Source organism: Alkalithermobacter thermoalcaliphilus JW-YL-7 = DSM 7308, assembly GCA_001584565.1.
Classification (GTDB): domain Bacteria; phylum Bacillota; class Clostridia; order Peptostreptococcales; family Peptostreptococcaceae; genus Alkalithermobacter; species Alkalithermobacter thermoalcaliphilus.
Map to the genome: position 1 here is coordinate 1,631,652 of LSFY01000001.1, position 19,813 is coordinate 1,651,464.

The window sequence follows — 19,813 nt, forward strand, 5'->3', positions numbered from 1 at the left end:
CTATTTAAATATCTTCTTAAAGAATCCTTCTTCATCTTTTTTGCTTACCTTAGAATATGTTATAGAGTTTACTGTTCCTTTTACTGTAACTAAGCCCTCTTCTAGGTTTAATTTACCCATATCTAAATTTTCTCCTTCTATCTTCATATCTCCATGTGAAGTTTTTATTTCTATTTTGTTATCATTAAAAGAATATACATGCTCAACTCCTGATATTGCTAATAATTCTCTATTTTTTAAACTAATATTATGTTCCATACACAACCCCCCCATAAATTCATGATTTATAATAATTTATGAGGGATTTTTCGTATTTATTCTATAATTTCATACATTTGTTTTGCATCATCTTTAAGTGCATGTTCTTTTATTTCTAATACTCTTACCCTTATAGGTTTTGTTTTAAAATCTATTTGAATTATATCGTCCTTTTGTACTTGTGTTGATGATTTTGCAACTTTTCCATTTATACTTATTATTCCGCTATCACAGGCTTGTTTTGCAACTGTTCTTCTTTTTATAAGTCTTGAAACTTTAAGGTATTTATCAAGTCTCATATTATCACTCCTTATCTAAGAAAAAAGTGTGGAATATCCACACTTTTTAAATTACTTGTTTATTATATCTTTTAATCCTTTTCCAGCTTTGAATACTGGAGCTTTAGATGCAGGTATTTCTATTACTTGCTCTGGATTTCTTGGGTTTCTTCCTTGTCTTGCTGCTCTTTCTCTTGTTTCGAAAGTTCCAAATCCTACTAATTGAACTTTATCTCCTGCACTTAATGCTTCTTCTACACATTTCATGAATGCATTTAATGAAGCTTCTGCATCTTTTTTAGTTAATCCACTGTACTCAGCCATTTTAGCTACTAATTCAGCCTTATTCATAGTTAATTTCCTCCTCAATGTATATTAATTTATAATAGCCTTTTGATAGTTTTAATAATTCTACCTAATTGCTGTAATTCCTTCTTTATGCTTAATATTTTTATCTATTTTTTGCCTCTTCCCAAAGCTTATCCATCTCATCTAGAGTCATTTCTTCTAAAGATTTATTCATTTTTCTTGCTGCATCTTCTATGTAGTTAAATCTTTCTATAAATTTATTGTTTGTTTTGTTTAGAGCTTGCTCTGGATCTACATTTAAAAATCTAGCTAGGTTGACAACAGCAAATAATAAATCGCCAACTTCTTCCTCTATGTATTGTATATTCAAACTCCTCTGTGCGTCAATAATTTCTTTATATTCTTCTTGTATTTTATTATATACATCTTCTATATTATCCCAATCAAAACCTACTAATGCAGCTTTTTGCTGAATTTTATTTGCTTTTATTAAAGCTGGAAGATGTTTTGGTATTCTCATTAAGCTTTCTGTTATTGTTTTTTCTCCCTTTTCTTCTTTTTTTAATTGTTCCCACTGCTTTTTAAAATCTTTTTGTATCTTTTTTCCTTCAAACACGTGAGGATGTCTATATATAAGTTTTTTACATATTTTATCTGAAACTTCATTTAAATCAAAATATCCTTCTTCTTTTCCTATTTGGCAGTGAAATACTACTTGAAGGAGTAAATCTCCTAATTCTTCTATCATTTCGTCTATATCTTGTTTTTCTATTGCATCTATAAGTTCATATGCTTCTTCTATTACATATGGCTTTAAGCTTTCGTGTGTTTGTTTTTTGTCCCAATCACATCCATTTTCTGATCTTAATTTTTTCATTATGTTTTCAAGATCATAAACATCTTTAAATTTTTTATCCTCAGCTTTAGGTATATAAATACTTGTTAAATAATCAAAACTTTCTTTTATGTCTATTTCATAAAGTTTTAGCTTTTTAACACTTTCTTTATCTTTTATACCTGCACCTTTGACTATATATACATAGTGTTCATCATCATAATATTCCATTAGCTTTATCTTAAGATCAGAAGCTATAAAGTTGTCATAAACTTGAGTTATTATAAGGTCAGATTTTACATTTATCTTTTCATTTTCTATGCTAAGTGCATCAACAAGAGAAAATCCATAACATGGATCTATTTTTAGTAAATTAAACATAGCATCTACAAAGCTCATTGAAGGCACAATCTTTACTTTTATTCCTTCTTGTTTTGCCTTGTCTTGTATTATGCTTACAGTTTTTTCTGCTACTGTAGGATGACCAGGGACAGCATAAACTATTTCTTGTGTTTTTGCCTTTTGTATTATAAAGTCACTTATGTTTTGATATACATTATCAAAATCTTTTTCTTTTTCATAAAAATAATCAAGCGATGTATATTTTATTCCCATATCTGAAAGCTCTTTTACTATTGGGTGATGTTTAGTTCTTAAATATATATTATCTTTTTCTTTTAGTATACTTAAAGCTTTATAGCTTATATAATCTATATCTCCAGGCCCTAACCCAACAATAATTATCAAAGAATCACCTTCTTTCAATTACCATTATACCCACAATTTACATTTATATAAGTATTTATCTAAATATCTTTAATTTCTTTAATATTTTAATTACTTTTTGCCCTTTTGGAAGATAAGCTAGCTCCTTCTCACTTATTGCTCCTACTGAAAGTAGTGTTACAAAATATACACCTGACGCTATAGCTATGGCTAAAAGTGTAGATATTGAGTTTTTAAAATTTAAAATGAATACTTTATAAGATAATATAGCTGATATAGACATTAAAATTACAGCTATGAAAGGTTTTATTACAAACTCTACAAATCCAAATTTTATGTTTAAATGTTTCTTTATATAATAAAGGTTTAATACTGATGCTACCATGTAGGCTACAACAGTACCTATAGCAGCTCCTTTTACATTTAAGCTAGGTATTGCTGTTAATGTATAAGTTAGTGCTATTTTTAATATAGATCCTATAACAAGGTTTATAACTGGTATGTGTGCTTTTCCCATTCCTTGAAGTATTCCCGTAAACGTCTGAATTAAACTTATAAATATTACTCCCATTGATAAATAAAAAAGTATTTGACCTGCTGATGCTGGTTCATTAGGATAAAGAAGTTTCATAATAGGCCCAGAAAGTGATGCAAGACCAAAAGCTGCTGGAAGTCCTATAATAAGTGCTGCTTTTGTAGCTATTTTTATATCCCTTTTTGCAGAGTTTAAATCATTTATTGTAAGCGAGTGAGATATTACAGGAACTAAACTTACTGCAAGTGCTACTGTTAATACTTGAGGTAAATTTATAAGTGTTGCAGCCATTCCTGTTAATTGACCATATAAGCTGTTTGCTTGTTCATATGTAAACCCAGCTTCTTGAAGTCTTCTCATTACTATAGATACATCTATCATGTTCATTATAGGCATAATAGATGATCCTATTGTTATGGGAATAGCTATACTTAAAAGTCTATTTAATATTTTAAAGGAACTTTCTTCTTTAAAATTTGACTCTAGTTTTAATTCATTTTTAATTTTTGATTTGTTTTTAAGATACATAAAAGCCATAAATATACTTCCAAGCATAGCTCCTGCTGTTGCTCCAAATGACGCTCCTGCTGCTGCATATTCTTTTCCTTTTCCTAAAAATAAAATAGCAAGATATATTCCTATTACAACCCTACCAAACTGTTCTATTATTTGAGATATTGCTGTTGGCATCATTTCCTGCTTTCCTTGAAAATATCCTCTAAATGCTGCCATTATAGGTACAAACAATAAAGCTGGTGCTATTGCTACCATAGCGTAATATGCCTTTTCATTTTTTATTAACTTTGTAACTATATAGTTTGATCCTAAAAATAGTATTGTAGATGATATAATACCTGTTAATATAAGGACAATAAAAGATACCCTAAATACTTTATGGGCCCCTTTTTTATCACCTAAAGCTAATCTTTCTGAAACTAGCTTTGATATAGCTGTTGGAAATCCTGAAGAAGATATAGCTAATAAAAAAACATATATAGGATATGCAGTTTGATAATACCCCATTCCTTCTGAAGTTATAATATTACCAAGAGGTATTCTAAAAAAAGCTCCCATAATTTTAACTATAATTCCTGCAACTCCAAGTATAAAAGCTCCTTTAAGAAAGGAATTTTTACTCATACTAAAACCTCCTAAAATATAAACTAAACAATAATATATCACAACTATTTATTTATAGCTATATATCAAATAAAAAAAGACCCTTTGGGCCTTTTTACTGTATTTGTTTTCCTAAAAATCCTGCAGCTACTTTAGCTAGCTTTTCATCAGATTCTTCTATTTCTTCTTTTTCTTTATTTACAAATATAACTGCTCCTATAGCATCTCCTGATGTACTTATTATAGGAACTATAACTTGCTTTTTATACTCGTTGTTATCTTCCCTATATATAGGAACTACTCTTGTATCTTTTGCTAGTATTGAGACTCTGTTTTCTATTAGGTCTTCAAGTTCTCTGCTTATGCTTCTATCTTTGTATTCTTTTTTAGATAGTTTAGCAACTGAAACTATACTATCTAAATCTGTTATAACAACTCCAAGTCCTGTATTTTCTGCTAGTGTTTCTGCATATTCTTGAGAAAAATCATTAAGTTCACCTATTGGAGAGTATTTTTTTAATATTACTTCTCCATCTTTAGCTGTAAATATCTCTAGTGGATCTCCTTCTTTTATCCTAAGAGTTCTTCTTATTTCCTTTGGTATTACTACTCTTCCTAAGTCATCTATTCTTCTTACTATTCCTGTTGCTCTCATTATTATCCCTCCATAACTTCTTTGAATATATTTTTTACCGAAATAAAAAAAATATACAAAAAAAGGGAGAATATATAATATATTCTCACCTTATTTTAGATTTTCCATAAATTTTTCTACTTTTGCTTTTTCTTTTAGATTTTGTATGTTTTGTGAATAAATTTCTTCTTTTATATCTTCTTTTATTATATCTTTTACTTCTTCAAGAGAAGGAAGCTCATCTATTTTTTCTTCTACTTTTATTATATGGTATCCATACATAGTCTTTACAAGATCTGAAATTTCGCCTACTTTAAGGCTAAATGCAGCCTCTTCAAATTCAGGAACCATAACTCCTCTTGAAAAATTCCCTAAATCTCCTCCGTTTTGAGCAGAAGCTTTATCATCTGAATATTCTTTTGCTAAAGAAGCAAAGTCTTCTCCATTTTTTAGTCTAGCTAATACATCTTCAGCTTTTTTTCTTATAGATTCTATTTTTTCATCAGGATATGGATTGTTATTTTCATCTATTGTCTTAAATAATATATGAGATGCTTTAACTTGTTCATTTCTAAAGTATTCTTTGTTTTCATCGTAAAACTTTTGTATCTTTTCTTTAGTTACGTCAATGTTTTCCATATAGTTTTCTCTATATCTTTGTATATAGATATCTCTTTTTAATCTTTCTTTTATAAACTCATCTGTTATTTTATTTTTTTGCAAAAATTCCTTAAAATCTTTGTTTGACTGTATATGTTCTTTTAGTTGATTAAACTGCTCAGTTATTTCACTTTCTTCAACAGTTATATCTTTTGCCTGTTGATATATTATTTCTTCTAAAATCATCATATCTAAAAGTTCTTGTTTAAACATATCTAAAATAGTTTTTCCTTCTATTTCTTGCTCCCATACATCTTTTCCATATACACTTTCGTAATCTCTTTTATAAAGCATAAGTGTTTTGTTAAACTGTTCAAGTGTTATAGCTTTATCATTTACCTTAGCTACTACTACATTTGCATTTTCATTATTACATGCAGCTAAGCTAAACATAGCAAAGATTGCTACAACTATTGCTAAAACTTTTTTCATATATAACAACTCCTTTAATTTTTAAATAATTATATCATCTTTTCCATAACCTGTGCAATTTCACATATAAGTTTATATTCATTTTTCTCATTTGGTGTAAATACATAATGAGGCTTAAGGTGTACCTTTTGACCATCATATTTTATAAGCTCAACTTTAAGTTTCTTTCCTAAAGCTTTTATATATGCTATCATTAAAAGGTTTCTAAGAGGCTGTGGTATATCAGAAAATCTATCTTCTATTTCTTCCTCTATAGCATACATATCTTCTTTAGTTTCTATTGAAGCAATTTTTTTGTATATTTGTATTTTTTCTACTTCATCTTGTATATAATAATCTGGAATATAAGCATTTATATTTATATCTATTTCTGTGTCTACTTCCTTTTTAACAACTTCTCCTTTTAGCTTTCTTATAGCTTCGTTTAGCATTTTTACATAAAGATCATATCCTATAGCTGCCATATGTCCGTGCTGTTCAGATCCTAATAAATTTCCTGCTCCTCTTATTTCAAGGTCTCTCATAGCTATTTTAAATCCTGATCCAAACTCTGTAAATTCCTTTATTGCCTTTAGTCTTTTTTCTGCTACCTCGCTAAGTACCTTATCTTTTTCATATAAAAGATAAGCATACCCCTGTCTTGATGACCTTCCAACCCTTCCTCTTAACTGATAAAGCTGAGAAAGTCCCATTTTGTCTGCATCGTATATTATTATAGTATTTGCGTTTTGAATGTCCATTCCTGTTTCTATTATTGTAGTACAAACAAGTACATCGTATCTTTTTTCTAAAAAGTTAAGCATTATTTTTTCAAGTTCTCTACTGCTCATCTGACCATGTCCCATGGCAACCTTAGCATGTGGAACTAGACTTTTTATTTTTGCTACCATATTTTCTATTCCATTTACTCTATTGTATACGAAAAATACCTGTCCACCTCTAGATATTTCTCTATCTATTGCATCAGCTATAATACTATCTTTTGCTTCTACTAAATAAGTTAAAACAGGATGTCTTTCCTCAGGTGGCTGCTCTATTAAACTCATATCTCTAACTCCACTTAATGACATATGAAGTGTTCTAGGTATAGGTGTTGCAGATAAAGTAAGTACATCTATTGATGTTTTTAGTTTTTTTAGTTTCTCTTTATCTCTAACTCCAAATCTTTGCTCTTCATCTATTACTAAAAGGCCTAAATCTTTAAACTGTATATCCTTAGATAATATTCTGTGAGTTCCTATTACTACATCTACAAGACCTTTTTTTATATCTTCTAATATTAGCTTTTGATCTTTGCTTGTTTTAAATCTACTTAATACTTCAACTCTTATAGGAAAATTGCTGAATCTTTCTTTAAAATTATTGTAGTGTTGCTGAGCTAATATTGTAGTTGGAACTAAAACTGCTACTTGTTTTGAATCCATACATGCTTTAAATACTGCTCTTATTGCTACTTCTGTCTTTCCATACCCGACATCTCCACATATTAGTCTATCCATTACTTTATCGCTTTCCATATCTTGTTTTACTTCTTGTATTGCTCTTAATTGATCTTCTGTTTCTTCATATGGAAATAAGCTTTCAAATTCTACTTGCCAATGAGTGTCTTTGCTAAATTTATAACCTTTAGCTTTTTCTCTCTTTGCGTAAAGCTCTATTAAGTCTTTTGCCATATCTTCTACTGCTTTTTTAACTTTGCTCTTTGCTTTATTCCAATCACTAGTTCCTAGTTTGTTTAGCTTTACAGTATCTGTTTGTGCTCCTATATATTTTTGGACTTTATCCATCTGATCTGTAGGAATATATAAGCTGTCTGATCCTGCGTAAACAATTTTCATATAATCCTTTTTTACTCCATTTACCTTAAGCTGCTCCATTCCTACATATTTTCCTATACCATGATTTTCGTGAACTACATAATCTCCTACATTAAGGTCTAGGAAAGATTCTATTTTTTCTCCTTTTTTAAACTTTTTCTTTGAAGATATTCTTTTATAAGCTCCAAATATTTCTTTATCTGTTATTAATGTATATTTTATACTTGTGTACACAAATCCTGAGCTTATGCTTGCACAAATTATAAATATCTGTGATGGCTGTATTTGTCTATTTCTACTATCTATTAAACTACACTCTATTTGTTCATCTAGTAAGCTTTTGTATAAAGACTGTGCCCTTTCTTTTGATGATACTACTAGTAAGATTTTATGGTTATTATTTTTTAAGTATTTTAGTTCTTCTATAAGTAAATTTATTTTTCCATTAAATGTAGGTACTTGTCTTGAGTTAAAATTAACTGTAGACATAGCATTAAATCCCTTTGCTGTCTTTAAAAGGAGGGATTTTAATATTACGAATCTATCTTTTATTAGGCTTTCTAAATCTTCAAATCTATATAACAGATTTGCTTGAGATTTTAATACAAATCCTTTTTCTAAATTTGTTTTGTAATTTTCTTTAAACTCATCTAAAATATTTTTAGTCTTTTCTTGTATTCTAGATGGTTCATTTAAAATTATAAGGGCATTTTCTTTCATATAACTGAAAATACTTTTGTCAAACTCATCGTAAAAATAGTCTATAAAATTTTCTATTCCTTCAAAGTATATTTTTTGGTTTATTTTTTCTATATCAGAATATATATCTTCACTAGTTGAATCCTTTATTTCAGACTTTATCTTTTTTAAAGATAAATTTATATCTTCAGGATATATAAATTCTCTTGCGGGTACTATTTCAAAATTATTTAGCTTTTCTATTGATCTTTGAGATATAAAGTCAAATATTCTTATAGAGTCTATTTCATCGTCAAACAGCTCTATTCTTATAGGGTTTTCATAATTTGGAGAATATATATCTATTATTCCTCCTCTTACAGAAAACTGTCCTAAAGACTCTACCTTAGATACTCTTTCATATCCTATTGAAACTAACTTTTTTAAGAATGTTTCTGTATTTAAGCTATCTCCTAGATTAAATGATATTATGTTTTGTTTGAATATTTGCTTTGGTGTATATTTTCTTAAAACTGATTGTATTGAAGTTACTATTATTAAATCTTCTTCTTTGCAAAGTTTTGATAAAATATTTATTTTTTTTCCTTCTTCTTTTTTATCTTTTGCATCTAGTCTATAAAAAAATATTTCTTCAAAAGGCAAGTAAAAAACTTTATCATCTAAGTAAAATCTTAAATCATCATATATCATTCTAGCTTCAAATTCATTGTGACATACTATTATTATTTGTCTTTTTATATCCTTAAATAAACTATAAGTTATATTTGCCTTTTGAGAGTCTATAAGGCCATTTATTAAAAGAGGTGATTTTTTATTTTTTATAGCTTGTATTATATTTTGATATTCTGATGATTCTGTAAGGGGATATATAAATACATCATTCATAATTTATCTCCTTTTCTAACCATTGAATTTGTTCATGGCTATATCTATGTTTTCTTTTATTATTGTTTCTATAGCAAGTGCACTTTTGTTTAAAGCCTCATTTAAACTAGGAATTTCATCTTTATAAAATTTTGAAAGAACAAAGTAAGCTAAATCTTGTCCTTTTAGAGGCTTTCCTACGCCTATTCTTATTCTTGGAAAATCTTCAAAATTAAGGCACTTTATAATTGACCTCATTCCGTTATGAGTTCCTGGACCGCCTTTTTTTCTTATTCTTATTTTTCCTACATCTAAATCTATATCGTCATATATAATTATTATTTTGTCTTTATCTATTTTATAATATTTATATATATCTAAAACGCTTTCTCCACTTAAATTCATATATGTTAAAGGTTTTACTAATAATACTTTTTTATCTCCTATTTTTCCTTCTCCTATCATGGCCTTATGTTTTATTTTTTTTATATCTATATTATTGTTTTCTGCTAATATATCTATTACTTTAAATCCTACATTATGTCTAGTATCTTCATATTCTTTACCTGGATTTCCAAGTCCTACTACTACAAACATCTTAAAAACCTCCTTTACTAAAGATATTATACCATACAAATAAGTTATAAAAGCGTCAATCTAACGATTGACGCTTTGTCTATTAATCAAACAATGAACTTACTGATTCGTTTGCAAATATTTTTCTTATAGCTTGAGCAAATACAGGAGCTACTGATTTTATTTTTATTTTATCTATTCTTTTTTCTTCTGGAAGAAGGATTGTATCAAGTACTATAAGTTCTTTTATTGGAGAGTTTTGTATTCTCTCAACAGCAGGTCCTGATAAAACAGGGTGAGTACAACAAGCATAAACATCTTTTGCTCCGTGATCTTTTAATGCTTTAGCAGCATTTGCTATAGTTCCAGCTGTATCTATCATATCATCTATTAAAATAACATTTTTACCTTCTATATCTCCTATTATATTCATAACCTCTGAAACATTAGCTTTTGGTCTTCTTTTATCTATTATAGCTATAGGAGTATCTAGATGGTTTGCAAAGTTTCTAGCTCTTGTTACACTACCAAGATCAGGAGATACAACAACTAAATCATCTAATCCCTTTTCTTTGAAGTATTCAGCTAGTATAGGAACTCCTAAAAGGTGATCAACTGGTATATTAAAATATCCTTGTATTTGTGCTGCATGAAGGTCCATAGTAAGCACTCTATCTGCTCCTGCTGCTGTTATTATATCAGCAACTAATTTTGCTGTTATTGGATCTCTAGCTTTTGCTTTTCTATCTTGTCTTGCATATCCATAGTATGGAATAACTGCTGTTATTCTACCTGCTGAAGCTCTTTTTAGTGCATCAATCATTATTAAAAGCTCCATTAAATTATTATTTACTGGACTATTTGTTGATTGAATTACAAATACATCTGTTCCTCTTACTGTTTCGTTTATGTTTACCATAATTTCTCCATCACTAAATGTGCCAACATTTGCATTTCCCATAGGAACATTTAGATTTTCTGCAATTTTCTTTGCAAGCTCTAAATTTGAATTACCAGAGAAAATTTTAATTTCACTACCACTAGTATTCATTTATTAACCCTCCAAAATATTAATTATTTTTTATTTACCCAGCCTTGTTTTATAACTTGTCTTTGTCTAGCTATTGCAAGACTTTCTTTTGGAACATCTTCAGTTATAGTAGAACCTGCTGCTATATATGCTTTTTCATAAACTGTAACAGGTGAGATTAAATTTGTATTGCATCCTATAAATGCATCGTCTTTTACTATTGTTTTGTGTTTATTCTTTCCATCATAATTTACAAAAACTGTTCCACATCCAATATTTACATTTTTACCAACATGTGCATCTCCTATATAAGAAAGGTGAGATGCTTTTGAGTTGTCTTCTATTACTGAGTTTTTAACTTCAACAAAGTCTCCTATTTTTACATTTTTACCTATATCACTATTTGGTCTTAAATAAGCATAAGGCCCTATACAGCTATTATCTCCTACTTTACTGTCTATTATAGTTGATATTTGAACACATACATTGTTTCCTATATTTGAATTTTCTATTCTGCTGCTGTGTCCTATAATGCAGTTTTGTCCTATATTTGTATTTGATGTTATTATAACTCCAGGATATATAACTGTATCCATTCCTATATTTACATCTGATTCTATATAAGTGTTGTCAGGGTCTATTATAGTAACTCCGTTTGACATGTGATATTCATTTATTCTTTTTCTCATAACTTTTTCAGCTTTTGCAAGGTCTATTCTAGAGTTTACTCCCATAAGCTCTTGTATTGTCGATCCTATGTAAGCTCCTACTTTATATCCTTGTTTTCTTAGTATTTCTATTACATCTGTAAGGTAATATTCGCCTTGTGCATTATTATTAGACAATTTAGATAAACTTTCTAAAAGTGCCTTTCCATCAAATGCGTATATTCCTGAATTTATCTCATTTACTTTCTTTTCTTCTTCATTTGCATCTTTTTGTTCAACTATTTTCATTAAATTTCCTTGACTGTCTCTTATTATTCTTCCATATCCAGTAGGATCATCTACTTTTGTAGTAAGAACTGTAGCTATATAGCTATTTTCTTTGTGGTAAGCGAAAAGATTTTTAAGTGTATCAGATTTAATTAAAGGTGTATCCCCACAAAGAACAACTATAATACAGTTTTCATCTATATAATCTTTTGCCATTAAAACAGCATGCCCAGTTCCAAGTTGTTTATCTTGGATTGCAATTTTTACATCATCTGAAATTTTTTCTTTTACTTTGTCTTTTCCATGCCCTAAAACTACTATGCTTTCATCTACTCCTGCACTTTTTGCTATATCTATTACATGATTTATCATTTCTTTTCCGCACACTTTGTGCAAAACCTTAGGGATATTAGACTTCATTCTAGTTCCCTGTCCTGCAGCAAGAATTATAGATTTTACGTTCATATTTTCACCTCAACTCCATAAATTCCTCATATAGTATAACATTTTTCGTCAAAATTGTATACAATTTTGACAAAACAAAAGAGCCCTGTGTCGGCTCTTTCTTATGCTGTAACTTCCATATTATTTAAAGCTTGTTTGTATGCACTTATTACTTGTTCTTCTAGCATTTGTCTCATTGTTGAATTAATTGGATGAGCTATATCTCTAAACTCTCCATCTGATATTTTTCTGCTTGGCATTGCTATAAATAGTCCGTTTTGTCCTTGTATTATTTTTATATCATGTACTACAAATAAATCGTCAAATGTTACTGATACTATACCCTTCATTTTTCCTTCATCAGTTATTTTTCTTATTTTGATGTCTGTAATTTTCAAGTTTCCCACTCCCCTTTTGTGATATAAAAATTATTGTATTTTTTATATTCTACATTTTTATCAATTTACCTTCTTAATTTTCTGAATTTTGTATTACAAAATCTTTATTAGGAGTTATTTGCATTTTATCTTCAACTATTTGAAAATCTATCAAGGATACATAATCATCTACTTGCTTTTCCTTTGGCTCTGCCATTGCTATAAAAACTCCTTTTCCTATAACTTTTGCGTTAAATTCTTTCATCAAATCTTCCATTGCTTTTAATGTTCCCCCACCTCTCATAAAGTCATCTATTAGTATAACTTTACTATTTTCTTTCAATGCTTTTCTTGGAAGTGACATCATTTGTACTCTCTTTGTACTTTCTGACATATAAGTTATACTAATTGCTGATCCTTCTGAAACCTTAGAATCTTTTCTTATTATTACAAGAGGTAAGTTCATTGCACTAGCAGTCATAAGAGCCATTGGTATCCCTTTTGTTTCCATTGTAACTACATAGTCAGCATCTTTATAATCTATATAAGATGCAAATATTTTTCCTATTTTATGAGCTATTTGAGGATTATATATAAGGTCTATTATGTATAAAAATCCTCCTGGAAGTAATCGTGACTTATCATTTAGCTGTTTACATATAGATTCTAAGAAAATAATGTTATCTTTTTTAGATATCTTAGGTATATATTTTACTCCCCCTGCTGCTCCTGCTATAGTTATAACTTGTCCTAGGTTCATCTTTTCAAATACATTTTTTACAACTAATACATCTTCACTTATAGTAGATTTTGCTGCATTAAATTTTTCTGTAAAATAGCTAAGAGTAAAAACCGTATTTGGATTGTCTGATAGAATTTTAACTATTGCCCCTATTCTTTCATTTCTTTTGAACTTCATAGCTAAACCTCCTGATTTTAAGATAAAATCTATAATATAATACCTCTTTTATTCATATCAATATAATAGTATAATGTTAAATGACTTTATTCTTAATATTATAACATAATATCTTGTCATAAGGAGAGATGATTTAACAATGCATATACATTTTATAGGAATAGGTGGAGTAAGTATGAGCGCTCTTGCTCAAATTTGTATCAGCAAAGGATATACGGTATCTGGATCAGATTGTCAGGAATCTTTTTCTACAGATAAACTAAAAAGATTAGGAGCAACTATATATATAGGACACAAAAAAGAGAACATATCAAGCGATATAGACCTTGTAGTATACACAGCTGCAATAAAAGATGACAACGAGGAGCTTTTATCATGTAAAGAAAAGAATATAAAAATCTTAGATAGAGCCTCTTTCTTAGGAGAGCTTATGAAAGATTATAAAAATGTAATAGCAATAGCTGGAACTCATGGTAAAACTAGCACAACTTCTATGACATCTATTTTATTTACTTTATCAGGTAAAGATCCTACAATATTAGTAGGCGGAAATCTTAGAGAAATAGATGGTAATGTAAGAATAGGAAAGTCTGAAAACTTTATAACAGAAGCTTGTGAATATGTAGATAGTTTTCTTAAGTTTTATCCTAATATAGGTGTTGTTTTAAATATAGAAGAAGATCACTTAGATTATTTTTCTGGAATTGAAGATATAAAAAGATCTTTTAATGAATTTGGAAAATTAATCCCTGAAGATGGATATTTTATTGTAAATGGAGATGACAAAAACACAAAAGATATACTTAAAGGAGTTAAAGCAAATATTATTAAATATGGAACTTTAAACTCTAATGATGTTGTTATAAGGGATATATCTTTTGATAGCTTAGGGTGTGGAAGATTTTCGCTAACTTTTAATGGAAAGGACCTTGGTAAATTTAATCTTTCAGTACCTGGACTTCACAATATATATAATGCTACTTCGTCTATTGTTTGCAGCTTAGTTTCTGGAATTGATATTGATATTATAAGAGAAAATATATCTAAATATAAGGGTGTTGAAAGAAGATTCCAAAAAAAAGGTGAAGTAAATTCTGCTATAATAATAGATGATTATGCTCATCACCCAACAGAAGTTAAAGCTACATTAGCTGCGGCTAAGAATATGTGTAAGGGAGATTTATATTGTATATTTCAGCCTCACACATATACTAGGACTAAAGCTCTTTTAAATGAATTTGCTCTTTCGTTTAATGATGCTACAAAGGTAATAATAACTGATATATATGCAGCAAGAGAAAAAGACGATAAAAGTATACACTCTAAAGACCTTGTAGCTAAACTTAAAGAAAACGATATAGATGCTTTATATATGAGCAATTTTGATGATATAAAAGAGTATATTTTGGAAAATATTAAACCTTATGATCTAGTTTTAACTGTAGGTGCTGGAAATGTGTATTTAATAGGAGAAAAAATATTAAAGGATGCTAAGTAAGCATCCTTTTTTTATGGAGTATTTGCATAAGCACTTATTATTATATCAACACTTCTAACTTGATATATTTTTGAGTTAACCTGTATATGATTTTCATAAGCTGTTATATTTTGAGTTTTTCCATTTCCTTTTAAAGTAAGTTCATATCTTTTTTCTTCAAACTCTCCTAATCTTCCTTCAGTAGTATTTTTATTGAATAAAAACTCCATTAAATCTTTTGCATCTTTTCCTCTTACTAAAGAGTTTATATTGTTTACTATATCTTTTACTTCTATTTCTTCAACCCAGCTGTAATCTTGTTCTTGATTGTTTTCTGAAGGAGTGTATTGAGTATTTCTCATTATATGAGATAAGTAATTATAAAGTGTTTCCTCAACGCTATAATAAGTTCTATAATTTTTATAGAAAACTCCTAAAGTGTTTTTATCTATAAGCTGAAGGTAAATATCTGTATTTCTAAGTGATACTGTTATATAAAAGTTATCTTTGCTTTCATTTTTTATTCTATGTTCTTTTAAAGTTTGCCTATAGTTTATGCTTTCGCTAAACTCTTTTAAGTTAGATCTTGATAGCTCTTGCTGTTTTTTAGTTTTTTCATCTTCAACTAAAACTTTAGTTAAATTTCTGTGATTTTTTATAATATCTAGTGATGTAAATATACCTTTTTCAAATAACTCCTCAATTTGCTTTGAATATTCGCTAGGAATTTCGTAGTATTCTTCTTGATCTTGTGCTTGTATTTTTATATGTTTGTAATCTGTTATAAACTGTATATTTTTACCTTCTCCTGATATTACCTTTCTTACATTTACCCTTTCGTCTACTTTCTTAAAGTTTTGAACAAATTCTTTAAATTCTGATACTACATCTTCATTTAATAAAATATTTTCAAATCTGTTATCGCTTAACCTTATTTCTTCTTCATTTAAAAGGGTTTGTAAAAGGTTTATATTTTTTACTACTGGCTTAAATCTGTGATCTACTAAATCGTCTTTAGTATTTATATAGGTTATAGAAAAACTTGCTATAAATACAATTAAAAATATAACTGCTGATCCTATAGCAATTTTCTTATACATAATAATCACCTCTTTTGTTAATTATACCACAAAACAGAAAAATCTCACACAATTGTGAGATTTTTTATTCTATACCTAATACATTTATATAGTCTACATAAGGGTCTTGTGTTCCTTGCAGTATAACTTCTTCTTCTTTTAAAAACTTTATATATTCTACTATATCTTTTGTTATTTTTTCTCCTGGAACTATTATAGGTATTCCCGGTGGATATACCATCACAGATTCTCCACTTATTTCTCCAACTGCATCTTCAAGTAGTACAGAGTGTTTTGTAGAATAAAACGCATCTCTTGGAGCTACTATTAGGTCTGGATTTTTAAGAATACTCTTTTTAAGCTTTATTTCTTCATCTCTTCTATATTTTATAGATATATCGTAAAGTGCATCTACAAGTTTATCTAAATTTTCTTTTGTGTCACCAAGACTAACTATTGCAAGTATATTATAGTTATCTCCAAGCTCTACTTGAATATTATATTCATCTCTTAATATATCATAAACCTCATATCCTGTAAGACCTAGTTTTCTTACATTAACTCCTAATTTTGTTTCATCAAAATCATAAACTCCAGGAGTATCTATAATTTCTCTTCCAAAAGCATAAAGTCCATCTATTTTGTTTATTTTTTCTCTTGCCTCTCTTACAAGAGAAAGTATATTATCTAACATTTCTTCTCCCTGAGTTGCTAGCTGCTTTCTAGCAACATCTAATGAACTCATAAGTAGATATGAAGCTGAAGTTGTTTGTGTTAAGTTTATAGTTGTTCTAACATGTTTTGCATCTACTATTCCATCTCTTACTAAAAGTATAGAGCTTTGAGTTAAAGAGCCTCCTGTTTTATGCATACTAACAGCTGACATATCTGCTCCTACTGACATAGCTGATTCTGGAAGATCAGGGTGAAAGTGCATATGCGCTCCGTGAGCTTCATCTACTAAAACTGCAATTCCATTTCTATGAGCTATTTTAACTATGCTTGCAAGGTCTGATATTGCACCATAGTAAGTAGGATTTACTAAAAAGATTGCCTTAGCATCAGGGTGCTTTCCTATTGCTCTTTCTATTTCTTGAACCGAAACTCCCATAGCTATTCCAAGCTCTTCATTTATTTCTGGCTGAATATATACAGGAATTGCTCCACTTAGTATTATTGCAGAAGTTGCTGATTTATGAGCATTTCTTGGAAGAATTATTTTATCTCCAGGCTCGCATACACTCATTATCATAGCTTGAACAGCTGAACTTGTTCCATTTACCATAAAGTAAGCATAATCTGCCCAATATGCATCAGCTGCAAGTTCTTCAGCTTCTGCTATAACTCCTATAGGGTTAGATAAGTTATCTAAACATTTCATAGAGTTTACATCAACTTCTAAAACTGTCTTTCCAAAAAACTGGGCTAGTTCTTTAATTCCTAATCCATGTTTATGTCCAGGCACATCAAATGGAATAACATTTTTTGAGTGATATTCCTTAAGTGCTGTAAAAAGAGGCGTCATAGTTTGATCTAATCTTTTCAACTTACACTTTCATCTCCTTCGTTTCATATTGATAAACTTTTTAGGTGTTTTTAAGAAACCAACTTATTATAATTTATAATATTTTTACATAAAAATCAATGTTTTTTTTGATTATATCTAACTGTACACGCATCTATGTGAACAGCTACTGCTTTTATATTTTCGATATTTTCTTTTATTTTATCTTCAACTTTATGAGCTATTTCATGTCCTTTATATACTGTTATATTAGGGTCTACGCAAATTGAAAGATCTATGTATATATATGAACCGTGTTTTCTGCTTTTAAAGCTAGTTACATAGTTTACTCCTTCTACAGTCATTATTAAATCTTTTATTTTTTCTTGTTCTTGTTTTGTTATAGAATAATCTAAAAGTTCGTTTGCTGATGTTTTTAGTATATCTAATCCTACTTTTAAAACTAAAATACAAACTATAAATCCAGATAGTGGATCTAATATTTTAAAACCTATTCTACTTCCTATTATGCCCAAAAGTGCTCCAATTGATGATAATGAATCTGATCTATGATGCCACGCATCAGCTTTAAGAGATGGAGAATTTATCTTTTTTGCAATTTTTATAGTTATATAAAATTGATATTCTTTTAAAGCTATAGATACTAAAGCTGCTATTATAGGAAGATATGTCGGAGTTTTTATTTTATCTAAATTAAACATTAATAAAAGTGAATTATAACCTATCTTAAATCCTACATATATTAAAACTAATGATAAAGTAAATCCAACTAATGTTTCTGCTTTTTCATGTCCGTAGTTATGCTCATCATCATCAGGTTTTTTAGATATTATATTTCCTGCTAATACTCCAATTGATGTTATTATATCTGATGCTGAATGTATTCCATCTGCAATCATAGCGTTTGAGCTGCCAATTATTCCCGATAATATTTTAAATATGGTTAAAACTATATTTATTATTATAGATTTTATAGTTGCGCTTGTAGATTCATTTAATCTTTCATTCATAACTTCTTCTCCTTTACAGCAAAATATAATTTACATTATACTACACTTTTAGCAAAGAAAAAAGGTATGCACCTTAGTACATACCTTTTAGTTTATGCTTGTTTTATTATTTCGTATACCATTTGAGCAGATTTTACTAAATCCTCTATAGCTATATACTCTTGAAGAGTATGAGGTTTTTTCATACCAATTCCAAGATTTACAGCTTTTATTCCATTTGAATTTAGTATATTAGTGTCACTTCCTCCACCTGTTGAAGTTATGTATGATTTTACTCCCATATTTTCAAACGCTTTTTTAAGCATAGTTATTATCTCGTCATCTTCTGAAATATTGAATGCTCCATACATTCTTTCAACATTTATTTCAACTTGAGCGTTAGAGTCCTCAGCAGCCTTTTTAAATGTTTCTACCATATGTTTTGTTTGCATATCTAGTTTTTCGTCAACTAAACTTCTTGATTCAGCTTTTATTTCAAGCTCTGGCATAACTATATTTGTAGCTATACCACCTTTTACTATTCCAATATTTGCTGTTGTGTCTTCATCTATTCTAAGAAGTTTCATATTTTCTATAGCTCTTGCAGCTACCATTATAGCACTTACTCCTTCCTCAGGAGCAACTCCTGCATGAGCTGGTTTTCCTATTATTTTTACATCTATTTTATCTTGAGCTGGTCCTTTTACTATTATTTCTCCAGGAGATCCACCGCTATCTAATACAAATGCATACTCAGCATCTATCTTAGAATAATCTAAGTACTTAGCTCCAAATAGTCCTCCTTCTTCCCATATACTAAATACTACTTGTATATCCCCATGGTCTTCATTTTTTTCTTTTAATATTCTTATACCTTCAAGTATTGCTGCTATTCCACCTTTATCGTCTGCTCCTAAAACAGTAGTTTCATCACTTTTGATTATTCCATTTTCTTCATCTATTATAGGATTTACCCCTTCTCCTGGGCTTACAGTATCCATGTGTGCACTAAACAGTATTTTCTTTCCTGGTCTTGTTCCTTTTAAAGTTGCGATAACATTTCCTGTTTGACCACCTACTTTAGTACCTGCATCATCTATTACTACTTCAAAACCTAGTTTTTCAAGTTTTTCAACTAATACTTTAGCAATCTTTTCTTCTTTTGAAGAAGGACTGTCTATTTTTACAAGTTCAATAAATTCATTTACTATTCTGTCTTTATTTACCATATCAGAACCTCCATACATTTCATGAATACGTTTTCTTTTTCTTATTCCATTATACAACATTTTCATT

Annotated in this window: 18 protein-coding genes; 1 reads left to right on the forward strand and 17 read right to left on the reverse strand. The window is 28.9% G+C overall.

What is annotated here, in order from left to right; genetic code table 11:
* The 13 genes from yabP to purR all read right to left on the reverse strand — a co-directional run bounded on the left by yabP (position 1) and on the right by purR (position 13,447).
* Positions 1 to 258: a sporulation protein YabP gene (gene yabP, locus JWYL7_RS08415; RefSeq protein WP_066071708.1), complete on the reverse strand. Its 258-nt coding sequence runs from the start codon at positions 256 to 258 to the stop codon at positions 1 to 3.
* 56 nt (positions 259 to 314) lie between these two features.
* The gene (locus JWYL7_RS08420; RefSeq protein WP_066071711.1) at positions 315 to 557 is read right to left on the reverse strand and encodes an RNA-binding S4 domain-containing protein; all 243 of its coding nucleotides are present in this window, start codon (positions 555 to 557) and stop codon (positions 315 to 317) included.
* 51 nt (positions 558 to 608) lie between these two features.
* The gene (locus tag JWYL7_RS08425) at positions 609 to 887 is read right to left on the reverse strand and encodes an HU family DNA-binding protein (protein WP_066071714.1); all 279 of its coding nucleotides are present in this window, start codon (positions 885 to 887) and stop codon (positions 609 to 611) included.
* Between the two features lie 100 nt (positions 888 to 987).
* The gene (yabN, locus tag JWYL7_RS08430) at positions 988 to 2,427 is read right to left on the reverse strand and encodes a bifunctional methyltransferase/pyrophosphohydrolase YabN (RefSeq protein ID WP_066071716.1); all 1,440 of its coding nucleotides are present in this window, start codon (positions 2,425 to 2,427) and stop codon (positions 988 to 990) included.
* A 55-nt stretch (positions 2,428 to 2,482) separates the two neighbouring features.
* The gene (locus tag JWYL7_RS08435) at positions 2,483 to 4,081 is read right to left on the reverse strand and encodes a putative polysaccharide biosynthesis protein (protein ID WP_066071719.1); all 1,599 of its coding nucleotides are present in this window, start codon (positions 4,079 to 4,081) and stop codon (positions 2,483 to 2,485) included.
* Between the two features lie 94 nt (positions 4,082 to 4,175).
* On the reverse strand, positions 4,176 to 4,715 hold the full coding sequence (gene spoVT / locus JWYL7_RS08440) for a stage V sporulation protein T (RefSeq protein ID WP_066071722.1): 540 nt from the start codon (positions 4,713 to 4,715) through the stop codon (positions 4,176 to 4,178).
* A 90-nt stretch (positions 4,716 to 4,805) separates the two neighbouring features.
* Entirely contained in the window at positions 4,806 to 5,786 is a 981-nt protein-coding gene (locus JWYL7_RS08445; protein ID WP_066071726.1) for a peptidylprolyl isomerase, read from the reverse strand.
* 29 nt (positions 5,787 to 5,815) lie between these two features.
* Positions 5,816 to 9,187: a transcription-repair coupling factor gene (gene mfd / locus JWYL7_RS08450; protein WP_066071731.1), complete on the reverse strand. Its 3,372-nt coding sequence runs from the start codon at positions 9,185 to 9,187 to the stop codon at positions 5,816 to 5,818.
* 15 nt (positions 9,188 to 9,202) lie between these two features.
* The gene (gene pth / locus JWYL7_RS08455) at positions 9,203 to 9,763 is read right to left on the reverse strand and encodes an aminoacyl-tRNA hydrolase (RefSeq protein WP_066071733.1); all 561 of its coding nucleotides are present in this window, start codon (positions 9,761 to 9,763) and stop codon (positions 9,203 to 9,205) included.
* An 82-nt stretch (positions 9,764 to 9,845) separates the two neighbouring features.
* Positions 9,846 to 10,793: a ribose-phosphate diphosphokinase gene (locus JWYL7_RS08460; RefSeq protein WP_066071736.1), complete on the reverse strand. Its 948-nt coding sequence runs from the start codon at positions 10,791 to 10,793 to the stop codon at positions 9,846 to 9,848.
* 23 nt (positions 10,794 to 10,816) lie between these two features.
* On the reverse strand, positions 10,817 to 12,172 hold the full coding sequence (gene glmU / locus JWYL7_RS08465) for a bifunctional UDP-N-acetylglucosamine diphosphorylase/glucosamine-1-phosphate N-acetyltransferase GlmU (RefSeq protein ID WP_066071740.1): 1,356 nt from the start codon (positions 12,170 to 12,172) through the stop codon (positions 10,817 to 10,819).
* Between the two features lie 101 nt (positions 12,173 to 12,273).
* Positions 12,274 to 12,549, reverse strand: coding sequence for a septation regulator SpoVG (spoVG, locus tag JWYL7_RS08470; RefSeq protein WP_066071742.1), 276 nt, complete (start codon positions 12,547 to 12,549; stop codon positions 12,274 to 12,276).
* 73 nt (positions 12,550 to 12,622) lie between these two features.
* Positions 12,623 to 13,447: a pur operon repressor gene (gene purR, locus JWYL7_RS08475; protein WP_066071745.1), complete on the reverse strand. Its 825-nt coding sequence runs from the start codon at positions 13,445 to 13,447 to the stop codon at positions 12,623 to 12,625.
* A 139-nt stretch (positions 13,448 to 13,586) separates the two neighbouring features.
* Here purR and murC point away from each other — a divergent pair, with 139 nt between their 5' ends.
* Positions 13,587 to 14,945: a UDP-N-acetylmuramate--L-alanine ligase gene (gene murC, locus JWYL7_RS08480; protein ID WP_066071750.1), complete on the forward strand. Its 1,359-nt coding sequence runs from the start codon at positions 13,587 to 13,589 to the stop codon at positions 14,943 to 14,945.
* Positions 14,946 to 14,956: 11 nt separating this feature from the next.
* Here murC and JWYL7_RS08485 read toward each other — a convergent pair whose 3' ends face one another.
* The 4 genes from JWYL7_RS08485 to JWYL7_RS08500 form a co-directional block, all read right to left on the reverse strand.
* Positions 14,957 to 16,024 (reverse strand): hypothetical protein, encoded by a 1,068-nt coding sequence (locus JWYL7_RS08485; protein ID WP_066071753.1) that lies wholly within the window; start codon positions 16,022 to 16,024, stop codon positions 14,957 to 14,959.
* Between the two features lie 64 nt (positions 16,025 to 16,088).
* Complete coding sequence (locus JWYL7_RS08490) at positions 16,089 to 17,549, reverse strand: aminotransferase class I/II-fold pyridoxal phosphate-dependent enzyme (RefSeq protein ID WP_331721858.1); 1,461 nt, start codon at positions 17,547 to 17,549, stop codon at positions 16,089 to 16,091.
* A gap of 95 nt (positions 17,550 to 17,644) precedes the next feature.
* On the reverse strand, positions 17,645 to 18,538 hold the full coding sequence (locus JWYL7_RS08495) for a cation diffusion facilitator family transporter (protein WP_066071756.1): 894 nt from the start codon (positions 18,536 to 18,538) through the stop codon (positions 17,645 to 17,647).
* 92 nt (positions 18,539 to 18,630) lie between these two features.
* Complete coding sequence (locus tag JWYL7_RS08500; RefSeq protein WP_331722126.1) at positions 18,631 to 19,812, reverse strand: M20/M25/M40 family metallo-hydrolase; 1,182 nt, start codon at positions 19,810 to 19,812, stop codon at positions 18,631 to 18,633.
* Between the last annotated feature and the right edge of the window lies 1 nt (position 19,813).